Origin of the sequence: Methanosarcina mangrovi, from assembly GCF_052057765.1 — an archaeon.
In the GTDB taxonomy this organism is placed as follows: Archaea; Halobacteriota; Methanosarcinia; order Methanosarcinales; family Methanosarcinaceae; genus Methanosarcina.
This window is the reverse complement of record NZ_CP195120.1, coordinates 5,009,089-5,030,612: the sequence shown is the minus strand read 5'-3', so window position 1 is coordinate 5,030,612 and position 21,524 is coordinate 5,009,089. Positions and strand designations below refer to the sequence as shown.

16 protein-coding genes are annotated in these 21,524 nt (G+C 46.0%); 13 read left to right on the top strand and 3 right to left on the bottom strand.

Annotation, left to right across the window (positions count from 1 at the left end):
* Positions 1–301 precede the first annotated feature (301 nt).
* From nrpRI to thsB, 8 genes are all read left to right on the top strand, one after another.
* Positions 302–1,276, top strand: coding sequence for a global nitrogen regulator NrpRI (nrpRI, locus tag ACSAZL_RS22120; protein ID WP_440948936.1), 975 nt, complete (start codon positions 302–304; stop codon positions 1,274–1,276).
* 32 nt (positions 1,277–1,308) lie between these two features.
* Entirely contained in the window at positions 1,309–1,974 is a 666-nt protein-coding gene (locus ACSAZL_RS22115) for an MBL fold metallo-hydrolase (protein ID WP_440946692.1), read from the top strand.
* A gap of 520 nt (positions 1,975–2,494) precedes the next feature.
* The gene (locus ACSAZL_RS22110; RefSeq protein ID WP_440946691.1) at positions 2,495–3,238 is read left to right on the top strand and encodes an ABC transporter ATP-binding protein; all 744 of its coding nucleotides are present in this window, start codon (positions 2,495–2,497) and stop codon (positions 3,236–3,238) included.
* Positions 3,220–4,443: a SufB/SufD family protein gene (locus ACSAZL_RS22105; RefSeq protein WP_440946690.1), complete on the top strand. Its 1,224-nt coding sequence runs from the start codon at positions 3,220–3,222 to the stop codon at positions 4,441–4,443. Before ACSAZL_RS22110 ends, ACSAZL_RS22105 begins: the two co-directional genes overlap by 19 nt.
* Positions 4,444–5,138: 695 nt before the next feature.
* Positions 5,139–5,498 (top strand): helix-turn-helix domain-containing protein, encoded by a 360-nt coding sequence (locus tag ACSAZL_RS22100; RefSeq protein ID WP_440948935.1) that lies wholly within the window; start codon positions 5,139–5,141, stop codon positions 5,496–5,498.
* A gap of 5 nt (positions 5,499–5,503) precedes the next feature.
* Positions 5,504–6,121 carry a 4Fe-4S binding protein gene (locus ACSAZL_RS22095; RefSeq protein WP_440946689.1) on the top strand — a complete coding sequence of 206 codons (618 nt, stop codon included), beginning with the start codon at positions 5,504–5,506 and terminating at the stop codon, positions 6,119–6,121.
* Positions 6,122–6,422: 301 nt separating this feature from the next.
* Positions 6,423–9,473: an FAD-binding and (Fe-S)-binding domain-containing protein gene (locus tag ACSAZL_RS22090; protein WP_440946688.1), complete on the top strand. Its 3,051-nt coding sequence runs from the start codon at positions 6,423–6,425 to the stop codon at positions 9,471–9,473.
* Positions 9,474–11,152: 1,679 nt separating this feature from the next.
* Positions 11,153–12,784, top strand: coding sequence for a thermosome subunit beta (thsB, locus tag ACSAZL_RS22085; RefSeq protein ID WP_440946687.1), 1,632 nt, complete (start codon positions 11,153–11,155; stop codon positions 12,782–12,784).
* Positions 12,785–13,204: 420 nt separating this feature from the next.
* Here the strand turns inward: thsB and ACSAZL_RS22080 are convergent, their stop codons facing one another.
* Positions 13,205–13,594 carry a DUF473 domain-containing protein gene (locus ACSAZL_RS22080; protein WP_440946686.1) on the bottom strand — a complete coding sequence of 130 codons (390 nt, stop codon included), beginning with the start codon at positions 13,592–13,594 and terminating at the stop codon, positions 13,205–13,207.
* 4 nt (positions 13,595–13,598) lie between these two features.
* On the bottom strand, positions 13,599–14,357 hold the full coding sequence (locus tag ACSAZL_RS22075) for a proteasome assembly chaperone family protein (RefSeq protein WP_440946685.1): 759 nt from the start codon (positions 14,355–14,357) through the stop codon (positions 13,599–13,601).
* A gap of 428 nt (positions 14,358–14,785) precedes the next feature.
* On the opposite strand from ACSAZL_RS22075, the gene ACSAZL_RS22070 reads away from it, so the two are divergent.
* Complete coding sequence (locus ACSAZL_RS22070; RefSeq protein ID WP_440946684.1) at positions 14,786–15,373, top strand: pyruvate kinase alpha/beta domain-containing protein; 588 nt, start codon at positions 14,786–14,788, stop codon at positions 15,371–15,373.
* 272 nt (positions 15,374–15,645) lie between these two features.
* Here ACSAZL_RS22070 and mntA read toward each other — a convergent pair whose 3' ends face one another.
* Entirely contained in the window at positions 15,646–16,077 is a 432-nt protein-coding gene (gene mntA / locus ACSAZL_RS22065; RefSeq protein ID WP_440946683.1) for a type VII toxin-antitoxin system MntA family adenylyltransferase antitoxin, read from the bottom strand.
* 146 nt (positions 16,078–16,223) lie between these two features.
* Between mntA and tgtA the strand changes: the two genes are divergently transcribed.
* The 4 genes from tgtA to ACSAZL_RS22045 all read left to right on the top strand — a co-directional run bounded on the left by tgtA (position 16,224) and on the right by ACSAZL_RS22045 (position 21,418).
* Positions 16,224–17,696, top strand: coding sequence for a tRNA guanosine(15) transglycosylase TgtA (tgtA, locus tag ACSAZL_RS22060; RefSeq protein WP_440946682.1), 1,473 nt, complete (start codon positions 16,224–16,226; stop codon positions 17,694–17,696).
* Positions 17,697–17,947: 251 nt separating this feature from the next.
* Complete coding sequence (locus ACSAZL_RS22055; RefSeq protein WP_440946681.1) at positions 17,948–18,889, top strand: UbiA family prenyltransferase; 942 nt, start codon at positions 17,948–17,950, stop codon at positions 18,887–18,889.
* Positions 18,890–18,907: 18 nt separating this feature from the next.
* On the top strand, positions 18,908–20,065 hold the full coding sequence (locus tag ACSAZL_RS22050; protein ID WP_440946680.1) for an NAD(P)/FAD-dependent oxidoreductase: 1,158 nt from the start codon (positions 18,908–18,910) through the stop codon (positions 20,063–20,065).
* A 213-nt stretch (positions 20,066–20,278) separates the two neighbouring features.
* The gene (locus tag ACSAZL_RS22045; protein WP_440946679.1) at positions 20,279–21,418 is read left to right on the top strand and encodes a radical SAM protein; all 1,140 of its coding nucleotides are present in this window, start codon (positions 20,279–20,281) and stop codon (positions 21,416–21,418) included.
* The last annotated feature ends 106 nt before the right edge of the window (positions 21,419–21,524 follow it).

Here is a 21,524-nt window from a genome sequence, read left to right as displayed (position 1 = left end):
AAGTTGAATGAGACAAACTTATATTAAGTACTAAAAGATTTACTATAATTGAGTATTTAAAAGAAGGATTTAATCCGTTTTGAGCAATCAATAAATAGCTGATTATATTCAATGATAATTATATGAACCTGGACTCACGGAAACCTCACCTATGATTCAGGGGAACTGCCTCATTGAAACTCTAGAAACCACTTAATACTCATTGAGACCGGCACGGAATGCTTCAATGTGCGGTCTTTATGGTTTCATCACGATTATCCGCAATCACGGAATTGATACAGGATATAACGGTGTTATAGACATGATGGATCCGCAAATCGAGCGAAAACTCATTGAAATCATGAGGGTGATTCACGAAAGTGACAAACCTATAGGTGCCCGGGCAATAGCTGACGAATTAAACAACCGGGGCTATGATATAGGAGAGAGAGCTGTCCGCTACCACCTGAGGATCCTGGATGAGAGAGGGTTTACAAACAAACACGGATATGCCGGGCGTACGCTTACGGATCTTGGAGAAAGCGAGATGAATGATGCCCTCATTGGGGACCGTTTTGGTTTTGTGATATCCAGGATAGAAGAAATGGCATTCAGAACCACTTATAACCCTGAAACAGATAAAGGGGACGTCGTAGTAAATATCTCTTATTTTGACAAAGATGATTTTGAAACTGTTATTGATTTGATTTCGTATACAGCTCACGCAGGGTATATGATAAGCCCCAGAGTAAGAATCTTCGAAGAGGATTCGGAACCTGAAATACCCCTCCCCCCGGGAAAAATAGGAATAGCTACCGTATGCAGCGTCACTTTTGACGGACTTCTCCTGAAAGCGGGAATTCCCGTAGAACCGTCCTATGGAGGGATCCTCCAGATAGAAAACAAGAAACCGGCGCGTTTCCTTGACCTGATCTCCTATAGCGGGACCTCCATTGACCCGATAAAGATTTTCATGAATCGGACTCCTACCTCCGTCCTTGAGGTCCTTGAAAAAGGAGAAGGAAAAATCCTTGCCAATATGAGGCAGATAAATGCCTCTGCTTATGAAATGGCAAAAGGAATTCTGAAAAAAGCAGAAAAAGTGGATCTGGCAGGCTGCGTCACCATAGGAGAAATTGATGAGTTCTTACTTGGAGCTCCGGTTGAAACCGGAAAGTTCGGGGTTGCGGTAGTCGGAGGAATTAACGGAATCTGCGCTCTTGAGGAAACAGGGATTGAGATTGAAACAAATCCGATTTCCACGATGCTTGATTACCGGACGATGTCAGAAATATGAGCCGCACGACGCTGAGAATGTGAGGCAGGCAGATGCTCAGGCTGACAGTACTGTACGATAATGAAGCATGCCCTGGTTTTACAGGAAGCTGGGGGTTCTCTGCTCTTCTCGAAACCGGCAGAGAGATCCTCCTTTTCGACACCGGATGGGATGGGACTCTGCTTCTCAAGCATATGGAGAAAATTGGCATCGACCCCACCTGTATAAATAAACTTGTCCTTTCCCATCAGCACTGGGACCATATAGGGGGGCTGCCCGAACTTCTTTGCACAAATCCCGGACTTACCGTGTACGTCCCATCATCTTTTTCAGAGAATCTCAAAAAGGAAATTCGGAAGAGGGCCGACCTTGTGGAAATAAAGGAAGCCGTAGAGATATCTGACGGGATCTGGAGTACGGGGGAACTGGGCGATAAAATAAAAGAGCAGTCCCTTGTCCTGAGTACGGAAAGCGGCTCCTATGTGCTTACGGGCTGTGCTCACCCTGGGATAGAGGCAATAATGGATGCTGCTGCCCTTTCCTGTGGAAAGATAAAAGGAATTCTTGGTGGGCTGCATGATAGCGAAAAATTTGAGAGACTTAAAGAGATGAAACTGATAGCAGCCGGACACTGCACGGCCCACAAGAAAAAAATAAAGAATGCTTTCCCTTCTCAATATATGGAAACTCGAGCCGGCATGCGCCTTGAACTCCAGTGAGCAAATTAAAAGGAAGAGGCCTCTTACTCCAACAATGATTTCTTTCCAACAATGATTTCTTTCCAACAATATTTTCTTTCCAACAATATTTTCTTTCCAACAATATTTTCTTTCCAACAATATTTTCTTTCCAACAATATTTTCTTTCCAACAACATTTTCTTGTAAAACAATAATTTTTTCAAAAAAAACACTTCTGCTTAAGGGATTGATGTCGTTGTAATCTCATGGCAATTCCAATTTATTGTGGATCCCAACTTTACACTTAAATTCAAAAAGATGTAGAGGAGAACCTATAGGGACGGATGGTTAGAAATACAATGGCTTCCAACAAGAATAAGGACTTTGTGCAGATAACTGGAAATCAGACATGACAGACCGGACTGCCAGAACAGTCTGATTTTATCGTTATTTTGTCACAATATAGTTCAAATAAATGTATTTTGAACGGCTACTTCTTAAGATACGGGGAAAGAAAGAGGGGAAACCGTATCCAAAATAAGATTAAGGGAGAAAAACCGATGCTGAAAATAGAAGATCTGACTGTAGAGGTTAACGGGAAAACATTGCTTCATGACGTGAACCTCGAAGTTGAAAAAGGGTATACAAATGTGCTTTTCGGCCCGAATGGAGCCGGAAAGTCAGCCCTCATGAGGACAATCATGGGCTTTAGCGAGTATAGGGTTGTAAAAGGCAGAATACTCTTCAAAGGGGAAGATATTACCCATCTTCCGATTGACGAAAGAGCTCGCCTCGGGCTGGGCATCATGATGCAGCGTCCGCCTGATATGGCTGGAATCAAACTGAGGGACCTTGTAAAAGTAGCATCGAAAGGAAAAAAGGATCCTGAAGCCCTTGCCGAAAATCTTGACATGAAGCGCTTTCTGGACAGAGATGTAAATGTCGGTTTTTCAGGCGGAGAAATCAAACGATCCGAACTTCTGCAGCTTGCAGCCCAGAACCCAAGCCTCTACCTTCTGGACGAGCCTGAGTCCGGAGTGGACCTTGTAAGCATCGAACAGGTAGGAATGACAATAAAAGAACTACTTGAAGAAGGCATGGAATGTCCGGGAGCTAGATGCAAAAAGGGGAAATCGGCCCTTATTATCACCCATACAGGCCAGGTTCTGGATTATGTGCAGGCAGACAGAGGGTATATTCTCTGTAACGGAACGGTAATGTGTTCAGGAAACCCCATGAAAATGCTGGAAGAAATAAAAAACAAAGGGTACCAGGAGTGCATAACATGCAGACTGATGAGATGAGCCTGAAAAAAAGAGCCGAAAGCGCAGCTGAGAAAAAAGCGGCTTACGGAGAGGATTTTGAACTGGAAAAGTTTGAAGAAGGCTCCAGGGTCAGCAAACCTATTGAAGACCTTCAAACTCTTGACGAGGAAAGCAAAAAAACCCTGCTTCAGGTAGGAATAATCCCGAGCGAAGAAGGAAGGTCCGGCAGTTTCCTTGTCCTGGATAATGCAGTCTCCCACTCTTCACTGAGGGACGAGAATGTGGAACTGATGTCCACACATAAAGCCCTTGAAAAATATGAATGGCTCAAAGATTACTCCTGGAAACTCGTGCAGGTGGATGCTGACAAGTACACGGCAAAAACCTACCTTGAAGATGCGGACGGTTACTTCGTCCGGGCTCCTGCGGGAAAGAAATCTTCCATGCCTGTCCAGACCTGCCTTATGCTGGGGAGCAAAAAAGCAGCGCAGACAGTACATAATATTATAGTCGTAGAAGAAGGAGCAAGTCTTGACATTATCACGGGCTGTACCACCAAAAAGGGCGTTGAAGAAGGACTCCACCTTGGGATATCAGAAATGTACGTCAAAAAAGGAGCAACCCTCAACTTTACAATGATCCACAACTGGGCAGAACATATAGGGGTCCGCCCGAGGACCGTTGTGCACGTAGAAGAGGGCGGGACTTACATAAGCAATTACATTTGCCTGAAACCCGTGCGCTCGGTACAGACTTACCCGACTGTCAGGCTCGAAGGAAAAGGAGCGGTTACAAGGCTCAATACCATAGCAATTGGCCACCCAGGCTCCGAACTTGACCTTGGGAGCAGAGCGATCTTCAATGCCCCGGATACGCGAGCGGAACTGATATCTAGAACAATCACAATCGGTGGAAGGCTGATTGCAAGAGGAGAAATGGTAGGCAATGCGAAGGGTGCAAAAGGGCACCTGGAGTGCAAAGGGCTTGTCCTCACCGACAAAGGCAGCCAGCTGGCAATCCCCATCCTCGAAGCAAATGTAGACGATATCGAGCTTACTCACGAAGCCGCCGTGGGAAAAATTGCTAAAGACCAGGTTGAGTACCTGATGGCAAGAGGGCTTACCGAAGAAGAAGCCGTTGGAATGATCATAAGGGGCTTCCTGGATGTTGGGATAAGGGGAATCCCGGAAGAGCTGAAAAAAGAAATAGAAGAAACGATTACACAAACGGCTCTCGGGATGTAAGTCCCGGCGCCCCGGAAACCCTGAAACTTAGAAAACAGATCCGGAAAAAACCGTGCCTGCAGAGGGGACAGAAAGTCGCTTATGAAAAATGTCTGAGAAAAAGACAGTTTTTTCCGGATCAAGTATAATTTAATTGAAAAAAAGTGTGTGGATCCGGCAGGAAAAAAGGAGAAACCTGCCGGTTTTTTGTGGAGTATATGTGGATTTAAATGAGCCCAAAATAGGTTCAAGATCAGGTTTCTTTGTGGAAGAACCCCGAAGCAAGCAAGCTCATCAAACCTTAATTTGAGGATTGGAGAGGGGGTATAAAAATGTATCTCAATTTTCCGGACTGCGGGCATTTCCCCGGACAAATCGGAGAAAAACCCGGCAAAAAGGGGAGGAATTTCTACAAACCGGAAAAATTACGAATATCCGGGATAACCGAAAATTATGAAGAAAAAACGTTCTCAAAACATGCAACGGGACTGAAGTAGAGATGGGGTTATATTTTATCAGGTAAATTTGTTTTATTTAAGGAATCTGGCTTATGCTGGGAACATGAGCTTAAGGGACGGGAAACCGCTGAAAAAGAGCGAAAACAGAGTAAATAAATTACAGTACTTCTAATTTTTACCGGCTTTATGCTGTACTTCCCAGTGTATATATACTCCTGACAGAATATTACAGTACTGTAGAAGAGAGGAGGGATTGGAATAATAGACTTCGCCTGCAAAGAATTCAGAATAGAAGATGTAATCAAATGCGCTCTCAATCTTACAAAAGCTGATTTGAATGTTATGAAGCACTTCCTGAATGAGACCGAAAAATGGACTGATACCGACACCCTTTCCAGATCTCTGAATCTGGATATTTCTACAGTCCAGCGTTCCGTGAAAAAGCTGCACGAAAAAGGAATTCTCCAGAGGTCGCAGCAGAACCTTGACGGAGGAGGCTATGTCTTCATTTATAAAATTCATTCAAGAAACCAGATTAAAAATGTCATTCTAAAAATTGTTAACTCCTGGGCCGAAAGACTCGGACAGGAACTCGAACAGTGGGAAAACGGAGGCTAATTAAAATGCTCAAAATCACCCCCTACCTGGGAATCCTTGTCCTGATAGTCTCTATCGGAGGGCTCTGGTATCCTGCCCTCGGGTATTTCATGCTGCTCGTCTTTGCCGCAATCTTCCTTATCAGCCCATTCAGAGGCAGATGGTTCTGCGGAAACCTCTGCCCGAGGGGAAGCCTGGCTGATTTCTGGGTCGGCAAAATTTCAAAGAAAAGAAAGATCCCAGCAATACTCCGGAGCCTGTGGGTGCGCCTCCCCATCTTTTTCCTGATGATGGGTGTTATGGGCTACAGGATTTCAAGTGTCATCGGAACCCTGAACACCTTTGAAAAGATAGGGATGATCTTTGTCACCATATGCCTTGTGACGACCACAATTGCAGTCCTTCTCGGCAGTTATCTGAGCCCCAGGACCTGGTGTTCCTTCTGTCCGATGGGAACCGCCCAGAACCTGCTCGGAGGAAAGAGATACCAGCTGAAGCTTGAAAAAGACAAATGCATCAGCTGCAAGAAATGTGAAAAAGTCTGTCCCATGCAGCTCAAGGTCTGCCAGACAGAGACAAAACCCGACTGTATCAAATGCGGACGCTGTGTGAGTGCCTGCCCCAAAGATGCCCTTCACTTTTAATTTTATTTATTCTTAGAAGAACACTGGAAATAGAAGAATATTGTGAAAAGAGCTGAAAAAAAGCTGAATAACAGAAAAAAGAGCTGAAAAGGAGCCAAATAACAGAAAAAAAAGCTGAAAAGAAGAGTTTTATCCGAAAAAGAATTCGGACTCACATCCGAAGATATAATATTTTTAATTGAAAAATATATAATGTAAATTATAGGGGAGCTAAAAAACATTTCCAGAACCTGATTTAGCACGACCATCTGCGCACACTGTAAAGTGTCCACAAATCGGCCCCAAAACAGGAGGAGAAAATATGACAGCAAAAAAAGTACCGGAACTTTCAGAAGTCCAGAAAACAGAACTCTCCGAACTCTTCGGGGAATGCGTCAATCTTGACAAACGCGACCGCCACTATTACAATCACGATATAGGAGCCTTACCCCCACTTGTCAAGAAAGTAATCGGGAACACCGACCCTGCAGCCGTTGTAAAAATCCGGACTGAAGAAGACGCAGTAAAGCTTCTGGAATTTGCAAACAGGCACAGGGTTCCGGTTGTTCCCCGTGCAGGGGCGTCTTCGGGGTACGGCGGGGTAATCCCTACAAAGGGGGGTATAGTTGCCGATATCACATCACTGAATAAGATCATAAGCATCGACCCCGAAGGACAGAAAGCGGTGGTGCAGAGCGGGATTATCTGGGAAAAGTTAGAGAGGAAATTGAAAGAAGAAGGGCTTTCAGTCAGGGCACTTCCTTCAAGCGCCCCCTCCTCGACCGTCGGAGGCTGGCTGGCCCAGAGCGGAGCCGGATACGGGAGTTATGAGTTCGGCTGGGGCTACGAGAGCATGGAAAAAGTCCGGGTTGTCCTTCCCAACGGAAAAATAAAGGAATTCTCAGGCCCCGAGCTCAAGAAACTGATAGGGACAATGGGAACCACTGGCATAATCACCGAAATAACCCTGAAGATCCAGAAGCTCGAAGAGAGAAAAACCGTTTCAGCCAGTTTCCCTGACGCTTCAGCCATGAAAAAGGCGGTCGAAACCATAAGGGAAAAGAACATCCCCCTCTGGTCAATCTCCTTCCTGAACCCAGAATGGGCGGACATGAAAAACAAATCGCCTCAGAAACTCCACTACGGGGAAATCGTGGACAAACACAGACCTGTACTGCCTGTTGCTTACGTCTGTACTTTCATGTATCCTGCCTCAAAGGACGTCTCAGGCTTAAAAGAAGCAATCGAGAGTGCAGGAGGCACGATCCTTCCCGAAGAGATTGCAAAGCACGAAACCGAGGAATGGTTCAAGTCCATGAAGGTTAAAAGGCTCGGTCCCTCCTTCATCCCGGCCGAGATCCTCGTGCCGCTTGAGAAGATGGGCAGTACTTTTGAAGAAATTAAAAAGCGGATCAAACTCCCGGTGCTCACCGAAGGGATGGTTATCAGTGACGGAAACGTCGTACTCCTCTGCTTTATGCGCCACTCCGAACGCTCCTTGCTCTTCAATACAGCCTTTGCCCTTTCCCTGAGCATCCTGAAAATTGCAGAAGAAAACGGAGGCAGAGCGTATTCTTCAGGCCTTTTCTTTGCCTCGAAAAAACAGAGCGTCTTTGGAGACCGGCTTTCGGAAATAGAAGCCCTCAGGAAAGAATTCGACCCCAACGGGATCATGAACCCTGAGACCCTGGAAGGAAAAGGGCTCCTGAACACCGCTGTCTCCCTTGGTTCCTCCTTCGAACCCATGGGAAGGCTTGTCGGGAATATGTCCGGGATAGGGGAAGTTACATTCAAGGACGAAAAGGACATACCCGCAGAAGTTGCCGAACTTGCCTATTCCTGTTCCCAGTGCGGGTACTGTGTAAGCGAGTGCGACCAGTACTACGGCAGGGGCTGGGAGTCCCAGTCGCCCAGGGGAAAATGGTTCTTCATCAAGGAATACCTGGCTGGCCGGGAAAAACTTGACCAGAGGCAGACCAACACCTTCCTTTCCTGTACCACCTGCCAGATGTGCGACGCCCGCTGTGAACTGGACATGCCAATCGAACATGCCTGGATGACAATGCGCGGAAAGCTGGTTGAAGAAGAGAAGAAGATGACCTTCCCGCCCTTCGAGATCATGGCTGCAAGCCTCCTGAAGGAGAGAAACATCTGGGCAAACCTCAGCAAAGACAGGGACAAATGGATCCCCGACGATATCCGGGCAAAGATGAAAGACAAAGCCGAGTACGCTTACTTTGCGGGCTGCACGGCGTCCTATGTGGAAAAAGACGTGGCTGTCGGGGCTGTGCGTATGCTCGATGACGCGGAGGTCGAGTTTACGGGGCTCGGGGATAAGGAAGCCTGCTGCGGAATTCCGATGCTTGTTGCCGGGAAGTGGGATGTCTTTGAGAAGATAATGAGGATGAACGTCGCCAACATGAAAAAGCGGGGCGTAAAAACCGTGATCACATCCTGCCCTGCCTGCTGGCTCATGTGGCATACGGTCTATCCCCAGTGGGCGGAAAAACTCGGAATCGAGTACGGGCTTGAGGCAAAGCACTATTCCGAAGTCCTTGTTGAACGCCTTGACGTGCTGAAGCCCAAATTCAAAAAACCGATCAATAAAGTGGTTGCCTGGCATGACTCATGCCACCTGGGGAGAGCAGGCGGAAAGGTCTACGAACCCCCAAGGGAACTTTTGAAAGCCATCCCCGGCCTCCAGTTCAGGGAACTTGAGCACAACAGGGAACAGGCGCATTGCTGCGGCTCGGTGGTGAGCCTGATTGCCGAGCCTCCGGTTGCATATAAACTTGGAGGTATGAGGCTTCAGGAAGCTGTAGATGTGAACGCAGACATCCTTGCGGCTCTGTGCCCCTGCTGTACTGTCCAGTTCCGTGTCGCAGCCGAGAAAAACAACATGAAAATAGAATCACAGGACCTCGGTGCCCTTGTAGCTAGGAGCCTTGGCCATGACATCCCGGACTCGACAAACTTCGCGTTGCAGTCATGGGTGCCCTTTGAGAAGATGATTGACCTCATGCAGCCCGAAAACATGACCGACCTGATGGTAGAACTCCTGCCCGAGATGATGGCAGCCATGCCAGCCCCGCTTCAAACCATGATGAAAATGGTCAAGTATGTGCCCGGCATGGATGCCATGATGAAGCCCATGATGCCGGTCATGATGCCGATGCTCATGCCCTCGGTCATGCCAAAAGTCATGCCGGACATGCTCAAAGCTGTCGAGAGGCGGGTTCCGATGCCGGACTACATGAGAGAGCAGCTCCCGGACCTCATGCCAAAAGCCATGGATAACTTGATGCCGAATATGCTGCCCCTGATCATCCCGCTGCTGACCCCACGGATGATCGAGTATATAAAAACTCACTGATTCTTCGCACAAAATTTTGTGGAAAAAGTCGAAGGAAAAGTGTCAGTTCCTTCGACTTAATTTTTGAGCTGATCCTAAAACTCAAAATTACTTCTTTTCGTCTCGTATCACTAAGTAGAATCTCACTGGGGAACTTCTCTGCAATCCTTGCTGAATATAGGAAACACCTGTGTCAAGAAGGGCACAAAGGATCAAGTCTAGAATCAAGATCTCATTGAAGATATATTTAATATTAAAAACTTTAACATTTGTAATAATCCGCCTATATACTCCTTTTATTTTCACCTTAATTTCAAGTGATAACTTCTATTTTCATGTAAGTGCCCGAAAAACAAGAATTTCCTTCATTTTTTATCTAAGAGCTGATCCCAAAACTAATTTAATTTTCACATTTATAAGAACTTCAAAAACATTTCCAGAATTCGAAGACTAATTGAGTACTCCAAATTTGGATTTAAGGAAGGAGTTCTGATTTTTAGGATCAGCTCTAATTTTTTCTTTTTTCGTTTAAAATCGTTATCATTTAAACGTGCCTATACGTTTGAGTTAAATTTCATCCAAAAGAATATGTAATGCATTTTGAAAATAGATTTCGAGTAACCCTATATTTTGAATATCTGGATTCCCCTATCGATTCGGATCAAATGTGAAAAAAGTATCGGGAACATATAGGCAATTGAAATTTACAGAGCATTCGATATACATTCCTTCGTGTTCATATTGATTTGTATTCCTGCAAGTAAATTTATTTAACTGTGAAGTAATAATAGTTTAAGTGTTGTATGAAAATAATTAATGATTTCTTACTATTAGGTACCATAGTGCTTGTTTTACTTATCAGCGATAGTATCGGGTATGCTGTAATTGCAGGAGCTTTAACAAGATATATACAAATTAGAGCTGCGAAGAAATAAGAAGTAAAACCAGAATAAAGAGGCATATGCAATTTATTCCATGATGTTAAGTAATGGAAACTGTAAGTCTTGATCGGTTTAAGGAGTATGTGACCAGAAATAAACCCATCGAATGTGTAGTACAGTTCATTCTCCAGAAGTCTCTTAACGAATGCAGTCTAAAAGAGGTCGTAGATGGACTGATTGTTTTTGGAACATCACGCATTATTTTGCACAGTAGATTACAGGGACAATGACGACTACTATTTGCTGGCATTAACTCATAGTCTGGGCCTTAATAACTCAAAATTAAATTTATCTACATTTGAAAGTTTATTTAAAATGTATGGAACCAACGTAGAGAGTAAATCTCCGAGAATACAATTTTTATGAAGGTATTTAAAGATAAATAACCAGTACTGCGATTCTGAAATAAGTTTATAAAACTTGACTTTTGAATTGATTGACCGATCACGCATTTTCCACTAAATGAGGAAATTATTTTGGAATCGAAGCATTAGCATTTTTTTGTTAGTCCTCTTGAGCGAAGCGGAGCGAGCGAAAAGGACACCGTCCTCCCGAGACGGGACTCGGGAGGCGAAACTCGGGAGTATTAAAAGGACCAGCAGACCCTTTTTTCCGGATCCAGGACCTGACCTCCAGAGGAATTCTTATATAGAAGTGCTTGCATTAAGAATAGGAAAATTACGCACAAAGGAAAGTGCTCAAGAATACGATTAATAAAGAATTCATACTAGTTCACATCATTAAAAAGGAGATTTAAGCTTGGCAGCACAACCGATCTTTATATTACGGGAAGGAAGCAAGAGAACTCACGGTTCCGACGCTCAGCACAACAACATCATGGCCGCAAAGGCAGTAGCTGAGGCAGTGAGGACCACTCTTGGACCCAAGGGTATGGACAAGATGCTTGTAGACTCGATGGGAGACGTCGTCATCACCAATGACGGAGCAACCATCCTCAAAGAAATGGACATCGAGCACCCAGGTGCAAAGATGATCGTAGAAGTCGCCAAGACCCAGGATGCCGAGGTAGGGGACGGAACCACCACTGCAGCCGTGCTCGCAGGAGAATTCCTGACGAAGGCGGAAGAACTGCTGGAAAGCGGGGTACACCCCACTGTGATCGCAAGCGGCTACAGGCTTGCAGCAACCCAGGCTGCAAAGATTCTTGACACGGTTACCATCAGTGCATCTCCCGAAGATACCGAGACTCTCGAGAAAATAGCAGGTACAGCCATCACCGGAAAGGGTGCAGAGTCACACAAGGCTCACCTTTCAAAGCTTGCAGTCCATGCGGTTAAGTCCGTTGTCGAGAAAAGCGAAGATGGGAAGATCACTGTAGACATCGAGGACATAAAGACCGAAAAGAGACCCGGTGGCAGCATTAAGGATTCCGAGATTATCGAGGGTGTAATTGTCGACAAGGAACGAGTCCACACCGCCATGCCGGAAGTCGTAAAAGATGCAAAGGTCCTTCTCTTAAGTGTTCCAATCGAACTCAAAAAGACAGAAACCAAAGCCGAAATAAAGATCACCACCCCTGACCAGATGCAGCTTTTCCTTGACCAGGAAGAAGCCATGCTTAAGGAAATTGTTGACAAAGTGATCAGGACAGGCGCAAACGTGGTATTCTGCCAGAAGGGGATTGATGACCTTGCCCAGTACTACCTGACAAAGGCAGGCATTTTCGCCATGCGCAGGGTAAAGAAGAGCGACATGGACAAGCTCTCCAGAGCCACAGGTGCAAGGGTTATTACCAACCTGGACGAAATCGAGGAGGCAGACATCGGCTATGCAGGCCTTGTGGAAGAAAAGGATGTCACCGGTTCCAGAATGACCTTTGTCACAGGCTGCAAGGACAGCAAAACCACCTCTATCCTTCTCCGCGGTGGAACGGAGCACGTAGTTGACGGCCTTGAGAGAGCCCTCGAAGATGCCCTCAGAGTTGTCGGCGTTGCTCTCGAAGACCAGAAGATCGTAGTTGGCGGCGGCTCACCTGAAGTCGAACTCGCTCTCAGGCTCAAAGAATATGCAGCAACCCTCAAAGGCAGGGAACAGCTTGCAGTTATGAAGTTCGCCGAGTCCCTCGAAGTAATCCCCCAGACCCTTGCTGAAAACGCAGGACTTGACCCGATCGACATGCTCGTAGAAATGCGCTCCCAGCATGAGAAGGGCAACAAGAAGGCAGGACTCAACGTCTACACAGGTAAGATCGAGGACATGTTCGAAAACAATGTTGTCGAACCCCTCAGGATCAAGACCCAGGCAATCAACGCAGCTACCGAAGCAGCAATCATGATCCTCAGGATCGATGATGTAATCGCTTCCTCCGGCGGCGCAAGAGCTGGCCCAGGCGGAATGCCAGGCGGCGAAATGCCCGAAGACATGATGTAAAGATACTAAACTAAACTGGAGGCTCCCGGAAAATCCCAAATTTTCCGGACCCTTCTTTTAGGAATCTGTTTTTCGGAATCCATTTTTGGAATATATTTTGGAATCCATTTTTGGGATCCATTTTTGAAACCTATTTTTGGAATCTATTTTTGAAACCTATTTTAAAAAGGGGTTTTTACGGTGAGAAATAGAGATCTGTTTTCAGAATAATTTCCGGAACAGGAATAATTTTTAGGATAGGTTCTTTTGTTTCTGGAAAACTCGTTTGAGAAATCAATTCAAGGAAAAAGTAAAGAAAAACGTTTTTCAGGAAGAGGAAGCCGCATTAAGGCCGGATATCTATTAAAAGAAGTTACAGATTCCGGAAAATAGATTTCAGATTGAAATCCGGCGCAGGAATTTAACTATTTGATGAAATTTTTACCTGGCTTCGTAACAGGAGATTTCCCTTGCATCTACTCTCACTGCTTTTCCGATTTCATTTGAGATAACATTTTTCACCCTTGCCATATGCCGGCATTCAAGTTGAATGCGGGCTGAAAGAGATTCTCGTTCTTCAATGTAGAGATCATTTGAGCTAACAAATGAGTGAACAGAAACCTGCTTTTGAATAACCTTTGCTATGAGCCCCGAAGTCCCATCAGTAAGGTCCTGAAGACTCGTAGAAGTCAGGAGAACGTTATCTCCTGCGTTGAGCCCCAGTACTCCGAAGAAGTTCTGCGGATTCCGGATCTCAAGAGTCCTGAGCTCGTGTTTTTTCAGGATTTCAATCACGGAGTCGGCAATTCCTGTTAACGCGATGTACTCCATGGGATCACCCGTACATTGGGAACTCCTTTTTGACTTCTCCCTTCCGCTCGGTAGCCTGAACATCTTCAGCAAGCTTCTGGAGCTCGATTTCTATACGCTCAGCCTGTTCTATAAGCCTGTCAGTGCTGACCGAAAGTCCGTACAGTTCGTTAAGGACTCCAATAACGGCAGAAGCGGCTCTTGGGTCAGGGTTCTGGGTCCTTGTAGCCCCGAGCAGACTGATCGCAGGAATCCCGCGCAGCAGGCATTCGGCCATTACGCTCCCTGAAATCCCGGAAATAGTCCCCATCTGGAAAATTTCCACCTTGTCTCTGATTTTATCCAGCATTTCCGGAGTAGTAGCCGCCCCGAAAACCTTATGTCCTCCATCCATAATTGCAATTCCTGCAATGGAAGCAATCTCTCTGACATTGATAGACTCAGCCCAGTCCACGAGAGCATTACTTACATCATAGGATACAGAATGGCTGATCGGAATATCGGAGATGACTATGATGAGATTGTGCTCCACATTTTCGTAAATCCTTACAGGCATATTTATAAGTCCTTCATAAAGCACTGCAATTGAAGGAAAATACCTGGACTCGATGGAGCCTATATACTCCATATTCATCTCTTCTATCATGTGTTGACTTGCAATATTCCCCACAAGCCCGATTCCGGGAAAACCTTCAATCAAAATAGGGTTTTTTGACTGCACAGGTTTTGTAATAATCTTCACGTCGTTGTTGTCGTAGTCTGTAGTAGTTGACAGAAGAACCACCTCAATGAAATGAAACCCCTATGATTATATCTGACCTAATCCTAAATAAACAAGTTTCTCGCCAGCCCGGGTCTGCGTTACCGTCTGCACAGACATCGACAAAAAAATATCGACGAATCCGGGATTCTGAAAGCCATAACCCTCTTTTTTATTAAAAGAGAATCCTTTTAATATATATCTTTTCTCATGACAGAGAAAAAATAATTCAGATCAGGAGCGTTTATTCTGATTATTACCTCCTCCACCCAATGTCTTCTAAATACAAACTGCATTGATACCGGGAGAAGAAAAGGGAAAGGAAAAGAGTTTCATAGAAAAAAAGGAAGATAACAGGAAAGAAATGAAAGAAGGGCAGAACAGAAACTGGAAGAGCATTCCACAAAAGCATTCGTAGAAAGATAAAAGCCAAATGCAGGAGGAATCGATTCATGGAAAAACCAATTCTCTATCTGGACAGCGTAGGGGAAGAAAACACAGACGCAGTTGTTGAAGCCGCAGCAAAAAGAGCCGCAGAACTTGGGATATCCCACATCGTAGTTGCCAGTACCAGCGGAAAAACCGCCCTCAAAATGGCAGAAGCAGTAAAAGGCAGCGGCATAAAAGTAATTGGAGTAAGCCACCAGTACGGCCAGAAGGAAAAAGGTGAATGGGAAGTCGAAGCAGAGTACGAAAAGAAGCTCGAAGAACTTGGAGCGGTAATTACCACCCAGTCCCACATGTTTTCAGGAATAGAACGTTCAATCACAAAGAAGTTCGGAGGTTACTCGAGGCTTGAGGTAATTGCCGATACCCTGCGTTCCCTATTCGGAAAAGGCTTCAAGGTAGCCATAGAGGTTGCCATTATGGCAGCAGACTCGGGCTATATCCCGGTCTCTGACAACACAGAAATCATAGCCATAGGAGGCACGAGGCAGGGTGCAGATGTGGCTCTTGTGCTGAGGCCGGCTCACAGCAACGACTTCTTCTCCCTTCAGGTAAGGGAAATTATTGCAATGCCACGGGCAAAAGAAGACTGAACTGGAAAAAGAGATTAAAGGAAAGAAGGAATGGGAAGAGGAGGGACTATAGTTTAGACATAGGCATTAAACTTAATTCGCTTAATATCCTGTGATTACGAAAATACGGAAAGCAAGAAAAAACCCGCCAACATTTTTAAATAGTTCCCTTGAGCGAAGCTCCCAACTCTAACCCTATAAATTAATCTGCTTGAGCGAGAGAAGAGAGTGAAACGGGCCGCGCATCGTCGAGACGCAACTCGAATGTTCCAGCTTGAAGTCGATCTTCTCTATCATCGAAATCCACCCTCTGTTATCCTTTTCAGGCTCTCTTTTGAATGCCCTTCAATGTGGTACCGCTCGTCCAGGTATCTGGACATAACTTTTGTTTCAAACTTTACCCTTAGAGGTTCATCGGCCTCTAAAATGATCCCGTTACGTATGATGTTATACGTCAAAAGAAGAGGTGAATCATTGAGCACCACAAGGTCTACATTGTTAGTTTTAAGGAGACCTGTAAGTTCGCTTATTAATTCCAGTTGAAGGTCAAAAACGTCCTCTTGTAAAAGAGTATCATCAAAAAGCACAGCAATATCTATGTCGCTCAGGCTGTTAGCTTCTCCCCGGACAGTTGAGCCGAAAAGATAGGCTAATGTAACATACTCAACTCTGGAGAAAAATTCCCTTAGCTCCTGTTCAAGCTGTTTGAGATTTAATTGTGGCATAGCAGGCGGCATATCATCAATCACCTATGACTTTATGCTTACCACTGTTTATAATTTGTGCAGAAAAGGTGTCTCTTTCTACCTTATCCTAATCTCCTGCCAGCCCCCAAAGATAAATATATCTGAGAGGCATCTATACCCCCGGCATGTCAACGATATTTGAAATTCTCGATAAAGATGCAGGCGGCAGGATAGGAAAACTCAGGACCCCCCACGGGACTGTTGAGACTCCTACAGTGATGCCTGTAATAAATCCGAACATCCAGCTTATCTCCCCGAAAGAAATGAAAAGCTTCGGGGCTGAAATTCTTATCACCAATTCCTATATCATCTACCGGAAAGAAGAACTGCGAACTGTCGCCCTGGAAAAAGGACTTCACGGGCTCCTGGGTTTTGACGGGCCGATAATGACAGACTCGGGCTCTTTCCAGCTTTCAGTATACGGGTCCGTGGAAGTTACAAACGAAGAGATCCTCGGTTTCCAGCAGAAAATCGGGAGCGATATCATAGTCCCCCTTGATATCCCGACTCCTCCGGACGTCCACTTCAGAAGGGCGGAAGAAGAACTTGCAGTCACTGCCGAACGCCTTGAAGCTGCCCGCAAATTCGTTCAAGGCGAACAGCTCCTGGCAGGCCCGGTTCAGGGCTCGACTTACCCCGAACTCAGGGAAAGGGCTGCCTCTCATTTAAGAGACCTGAACTTTGAGGTTTATCCCCTGGGAGCGGTCGTCCCGCTAATGGAGTCCTATCGCTATGCAGAGCTTGTGGATGTAATTGCCGCATCCAAAAAAGGACTTTCTCCAACTTCCCCTGTGCATCTCTTCGGGGCAGGGCACCCCATGATGTTTGCTCTCGCAGTCGCTCTTGGCTGCGACCTTTTTGACTCGGCAGCTTATGCCCTGTATGCAAAGGACGGGCGTTATATTACTGCGAGCGGGACATATCACGTCGAAAAACTAAACTACCTGCCCTGCTCCTGCCCCATCTGTTCCAGATATACTGCCGACGAGTTGAAAAAAGCCGGAAATAAGGAAGAACTTCTCGGAAGACACAACCTTTATGCAACCTTTGCGGAAATCCGGCTGATCAAGCAGTCCATCAAGGATGGAAAACTGCTCGAACTTGTTGAACAGCGCTGCCGTGCTCATCCGAAACTTCTTGACGGGTTGAAAAGGCTCTACACTCACTCTGCATGGCTGGAACAGTTTGACCCTGCAACCAAGGGCACATACTTTTACTGCGGGCCGGAATCCGCCTCAAGACCGGAAGTCCTGCGTTTCGGAAAGCGGCTGGAAAGGTTTAGCCTTAAAGGATCGGCAATTATCCGCACAGCTCCCGTAAAAGGAGAAAAGGATTATGACCGAATCCTGACGTTCAAAGCTCCCTTCGGGGCGTTTCCTGCAGAAATGGAAGAGGTATACCCCTTCAATGCCGAGGTTCCGAAGTTCCCGGACTATGAAGCTCTTAGCACGGCTCTCTCAAATACCCTTAAATTGATGGACCTGAACCCCAGAGCAGAATTTACCTTTATCTGCGAAAAGGAGTTTGAGCACCCATTAATTGAAGAAATCGGAAAGAAAGCAAAACTCATATACAGAGAAGCCTGGAAAAAAGAATAAACATCTAATAGCCCCCTTAGGAGCCAGGATTTTTTATGGATTCTAACAGCTCCAGGGGTTCTCATTCATCTCATAAACTCCTCAGTTACCTTCTTGGAACAGAATTCTCCTGAAAAAGAGAAAAAGGAAACTTTTTTGAGATGCCAATGTTTATAGGACTAACTGTAAAACCCCTGATAACACTAAAAACCTGACAATTCCAGAAATACAACCAACCCTCAATACAAACCAGAAAATTACAGGTGAAACTATTGTCCCTTACAGCAAGAATCGGGGAGCTCAGCCCCTACCTTCGGCTGCTGAGACCCGAACTTTACTACATGGACCTGACCCTCCCCGCCGCAAGCGCGATCCTTGCTTCCTACCTGGCAACCGGAGGGCTGCCCTTACTTGTCCCTTTCCTGATTGCCGTTATAGGAGGCTTTGCGGCCATAACCAGTTCATATGTTTTCAATGACTGCTGCGATGTCGATATCGACACCATCAATATCCCGGACCGTCCACTTCCAGCCTCGAGAGTTTCGAAGAATTCGGCGATGATGTACGCCCTCTTGCTTTTGCTTATCGCAGGTGCCGCAGCCACGTACCTGAACCCGGAATCCCTTGTAGTCCTCTTTATCGCAGCTGCTACTATCACCGTTTACTCAATCTTTGCAAAGCGCAGCACCTTCCTGAGCTTTCTTCCAGTGGGGATATCCTACGGCCTTGTCCCTGTGGGCATCTGGCTTGCATTTGACCCCGCCGGGATTTTGAAGGGCGGCGACGGAGTTATCCTTCCTCTTCCTGCAATCTGTTTCGGGCTTATGATGTGCGTTACGGACTGGGCTTTTACTCTGGGGGGCGTTGCCAGAGATGTGGAAGGAGACCGGCTAAAAGGAGCCCCGACAATGCCCGTAACCTTTGGAATTCCCTTTACCGCAAAGTTTGTGACCTTCTGGTGGATTGTCGGGGTTATTGCTTCAGTTACAATAGGCTGGTCAGCCAGACTAGGGCCTGTCTTTTTTGCAGGGGCTCTCGCCTCAGGGCTCTGGATGCTTGCCCAGTGCTTTGACTTTATAAAACACCCGACGCCTGAGAGGGGAGGCGCGCTTTTCCTTAACGGCTCAAACTACAGGGCAATAATGTTCGGGTCAATGATCCTGGACGTGGTGCTCTGCATATATCTTGGATCTTATACCTCCATTCTCTGGTGAAAAAAGGATCGGAAAAAAATGGATGCGGACATTATTGTAATCGGGGCGTCCCCTGCAGGACTCATGGCTGCCAGAAACGCCTGTGAAAAGGGCGCAGATGTCCTTTTGCTGGAAAAAAAGGAAGAGATAGGAAATCCCCCCCACCCTGCAAACTCTTTTTTTAAAGGGATGCTTGACAGGTGCGGGGAAAAGGCAGACCCGTCTTATGTTGTGCACTACCTCAAAGGAATGAAGATCATCTCTCCGGGAGGACGTGAGGTAATAGTAGAGACTCCAGGCTATTCTATTGACAAAGCAAAGTTTGACCGGTTTTATGCTGAAAAAGTAATGAAAACCGGAGTTGACATCAGGAGAGGAATAGAAGCAAAGGATATCTGGAGAGAAGGAGGGGAATTTGCTGTCAGCACTTCGGCGGGGAGATTCAGATCGAAACTTGTAATCATATCCGACGGCATAAATTCGAAAATGGCTTCTCTTCTGGGCCTGAAAACAATGAAACACCCGGAAGACATTGCCTGGGGAATTGAGCTGGACGTAAAGGCTCCCGGGCTCGGGAAGCCTGAAATGTTTGAGTACTATGTAGGAAACCATGCCCCCGGCTGGAAAACCACCTATGCGCCCAGAGGAAGCGATAATGCCGCGATCGGAGCATATGTGCGCAGGTGCGGGAAGGACGCAACTCCGTACCTGAATGCCTGGGTAGAGCGCTTCAAAAAACTTAAAGAGCTCGAGGAACTTGAGGTTGTAAGAAAACTTTCCGGAGGAGACCCTATCGTTACCATCCCGGGAGAATACATAACGGACGGGATAATGATAGTCGGAGGGGCTGCAGGGCAGTCCGGGATAGGCTATGCAATGAGGGCAGGCCAGATCTGCGGGGATGTGGCGGCAGGTGCTGTAAAAAAGGGAGACGTCTCAAAAAGTGCCCTTTCGGAATACCGGAAAATCTGGGAAAAAGAGTTTAAGGTCGAGCACCACATTGGCCGCATGGGGCTTGAGACCCTAAGGAAGATGACGGACAGGGAAATCGATGAGATGGCAAAGGTATTTGAAAAAGAAGACCTCTCCTTCATCCACGGAAGTTCTTTTGAACAGGCTCTGCAGGTTTTTACATTCATGCTCAGGAAGAAACCCTCAGCCATGTTGAACTACAGAGCATTCCTGAGGAATAAGTAAACTGAGAACAAACCAGAGAAAGCTGGAAATGATAGAACTGAAATAAAAAAATAAAACGGAAAATAAAACGGAAAATAAAACGGAAAATAAAACTGAAACAAAGCGGAAATAACAAAAAGGAAAATAAAATTGAAATAAAGAAAAGTCCGAACAAATAGATCCGAAACTACGGAAAGGAAAAAATACCGCCAGAAAGCCAGATGCAGGGAAAGTATGCAGTACGAGTTTTATAAAAATCCCCTTTTCAGGGTTTATGCTGAAATCGAAGATGGGTGCTTGAAGATGAAAACCGGAGGGATAGCCTCTCCGCTCATGAAAAAAGTCCTTACTGCAAACATCTCGATCTTTGACGGCGAAAAGCCTGCAAACGTAGAAGCTGACCGCCTGATCTATTCTACCTGGATGCCTCCGATTCCGAGTCCGGGTTTTGACCGGCTTGTCAGGAGCCAGATGTCATCAATGTTCGGGAAAAATATGCCTGACCAGGTAACAATCTCAATTACCGAGGACTGCCCCAACAACTGCATCCATTGTGCCCTCCCCGACACAAAGAACAGGGCGAAGCTTGCACCCGAAACCGTCAAAGGTGTAATCGATCAGGTGCTCGAAATGGGCACAACCTTTGTGATCTTTGATGGGGGAGAACCCCTGACCTATCCGGGTCTGGAAGCCCTGATAAACTACGTTGACCCTGATAAAGCCATTACTGGTATGTTCACTTCAGGAGTCGGGCTGACCGAAGAACGCGCAAGAAGCCTGAAAGCTGCCGGGCTGTATTCCCTTACGGTCAGTTTTGACAGTGCGTATGAAGAAAAGCACGATTATGTAAGGGGCAGGAAAGGAGTTTTCAAAAGCGCAGTTGAAGCAGTCAGAAACGGACTTGCTGCAGGGCTGCTTGTAAATATATATGTGGTGCTTTCAAGGGATAATGTCAATGAGCTTAATGAACTCTATACCCTTGCAACGGAGCTGGGAGTCCATGAACTCTCCTTCTATGAGATAGTGCCGACAGGCAGGTGGATGGACCATGCTTCCGAGATCATGACCCCAAAAGACCTCCGAAAATTTGACAATTTTGTGTCCAATGCAAGGGAAAAAAACGGACCCAGAATTTTTCCGATTCCCCAGATTATGAGGACTACAGGCTGTATGGCAGGCAGAAAGTGGCTGCATATAACGCCTGAAGGAAATGTTCTCCCCTGCGCCTGCATCCCTATCCCCTATGGAAATGTCCACAGGGACAGGATAAAGGATGTCTGGAAAAAGATCAGGGAAGACCCCGCGTATAATGCAAAATGCTGCCTTATGAGAAACCCCGAGTTCAGAGAAAAATACCTGAAGCTTCTGGAATGAACTTCACGCTTTTTAAAACAAATTTCATATTTTTGAAGCAGGCAGACCAAATTCAGAGCTTATTTTATTTCGAATTTTCTTTTTTTCGCATGCCCAAGAGGTTACC

What these genes read in the sequence shown, in the direction of transcription:
- ACSAZL_RS22115 (WP_440946692.1), top strand. Translation starts at nt 1,309, where the DNA reads ATGCTCAGGCTGACAGTACTGTACGATAATGAAGCATGCCCTGGTTTT.
- ACSAZL_RS22095 (WP_440946689.1), top strand. Translation starts at nt 5,504, where the DNA reads ATGCTCAAAATCACCCCCTACCTGGGAATCCTTGTCCTGATAGTCTCT.
- mntA (WP_440946683.1), bottom strand. Translation starts at nt 16,077, where the DNA reads ATGCCACAATTAAATCTCAAACAGCTTGAACAGGAGCTAAGGGAATTT.
- ACSAZL_RS22105 (WP_440946690.1), top strand. Translation starts at nt 3,220, where the DNA reads ATGCAGACTGATGAGATGAGCCTGAAAAAAAGAGCCGAAAGCGCAGCT.
- nrpRI (WP_440948936.1), top strand. Translation starts at nt 302, where the DNA reads ATGATGGATCCGCAAATCGAGCGAAAACTCATTGAAATCATGAGGGTG.
- ACSAZL_RS22110 (WP_440946691.1), top strand. Translation starts at nt 2,495, where the DNA reads ATGCTGAAAATAGAAGATCTGACTGTAGAGGTTAACGGGAAAACATTG.
- ACSAZL_RS22045 (WP_440946679.1), top strand. Translation starts at nt 20,279, where the DNA reads ATGCAGTACGAGTTTTATAAAAATCCCCTTTTCAGGGTTTATGCTGAA.
- ACSAZL_RS22090 (WP_440946688.1), top strand. Translation starts at nt 6,423, where the DNA reads ATGACAGCAAAAAAAGTACCGGAACTTTCAGAAGTCCAGAAAACAGAA.
- ACSAZL_RS22070 (WP_440946684.1), top strand. Translation starts at nt 14,786, where the DNA reads ATGGAAAAACCAATTCTCTATCTGGACAGCGTAGGGGAAGAAAACACA.
- tgtA (WP_440946682.1), top strand. Translation starts at nt 16,224, where the DNA reads ATGTCAACGATATTTGAAATTCTCGATAAAGATGCAGGCGGCAGGATA.
- ACSAZL_RS22080 (WP_440946686.1), bottom strand. Translation starts at nt 13,594, where the DNA reads ATGGAGTACATCGCGTTAACAGGAATTGCCGACTCCGTGATTGAAATC.
- ACSAZL_RS22050 (WP_440946680.1), top strand. Translation starts at nt 18,908, where the DNA reads ATGGATGCGGACATTATTGTAATCGGGGCGTCCCCTGCAGGACTCATG.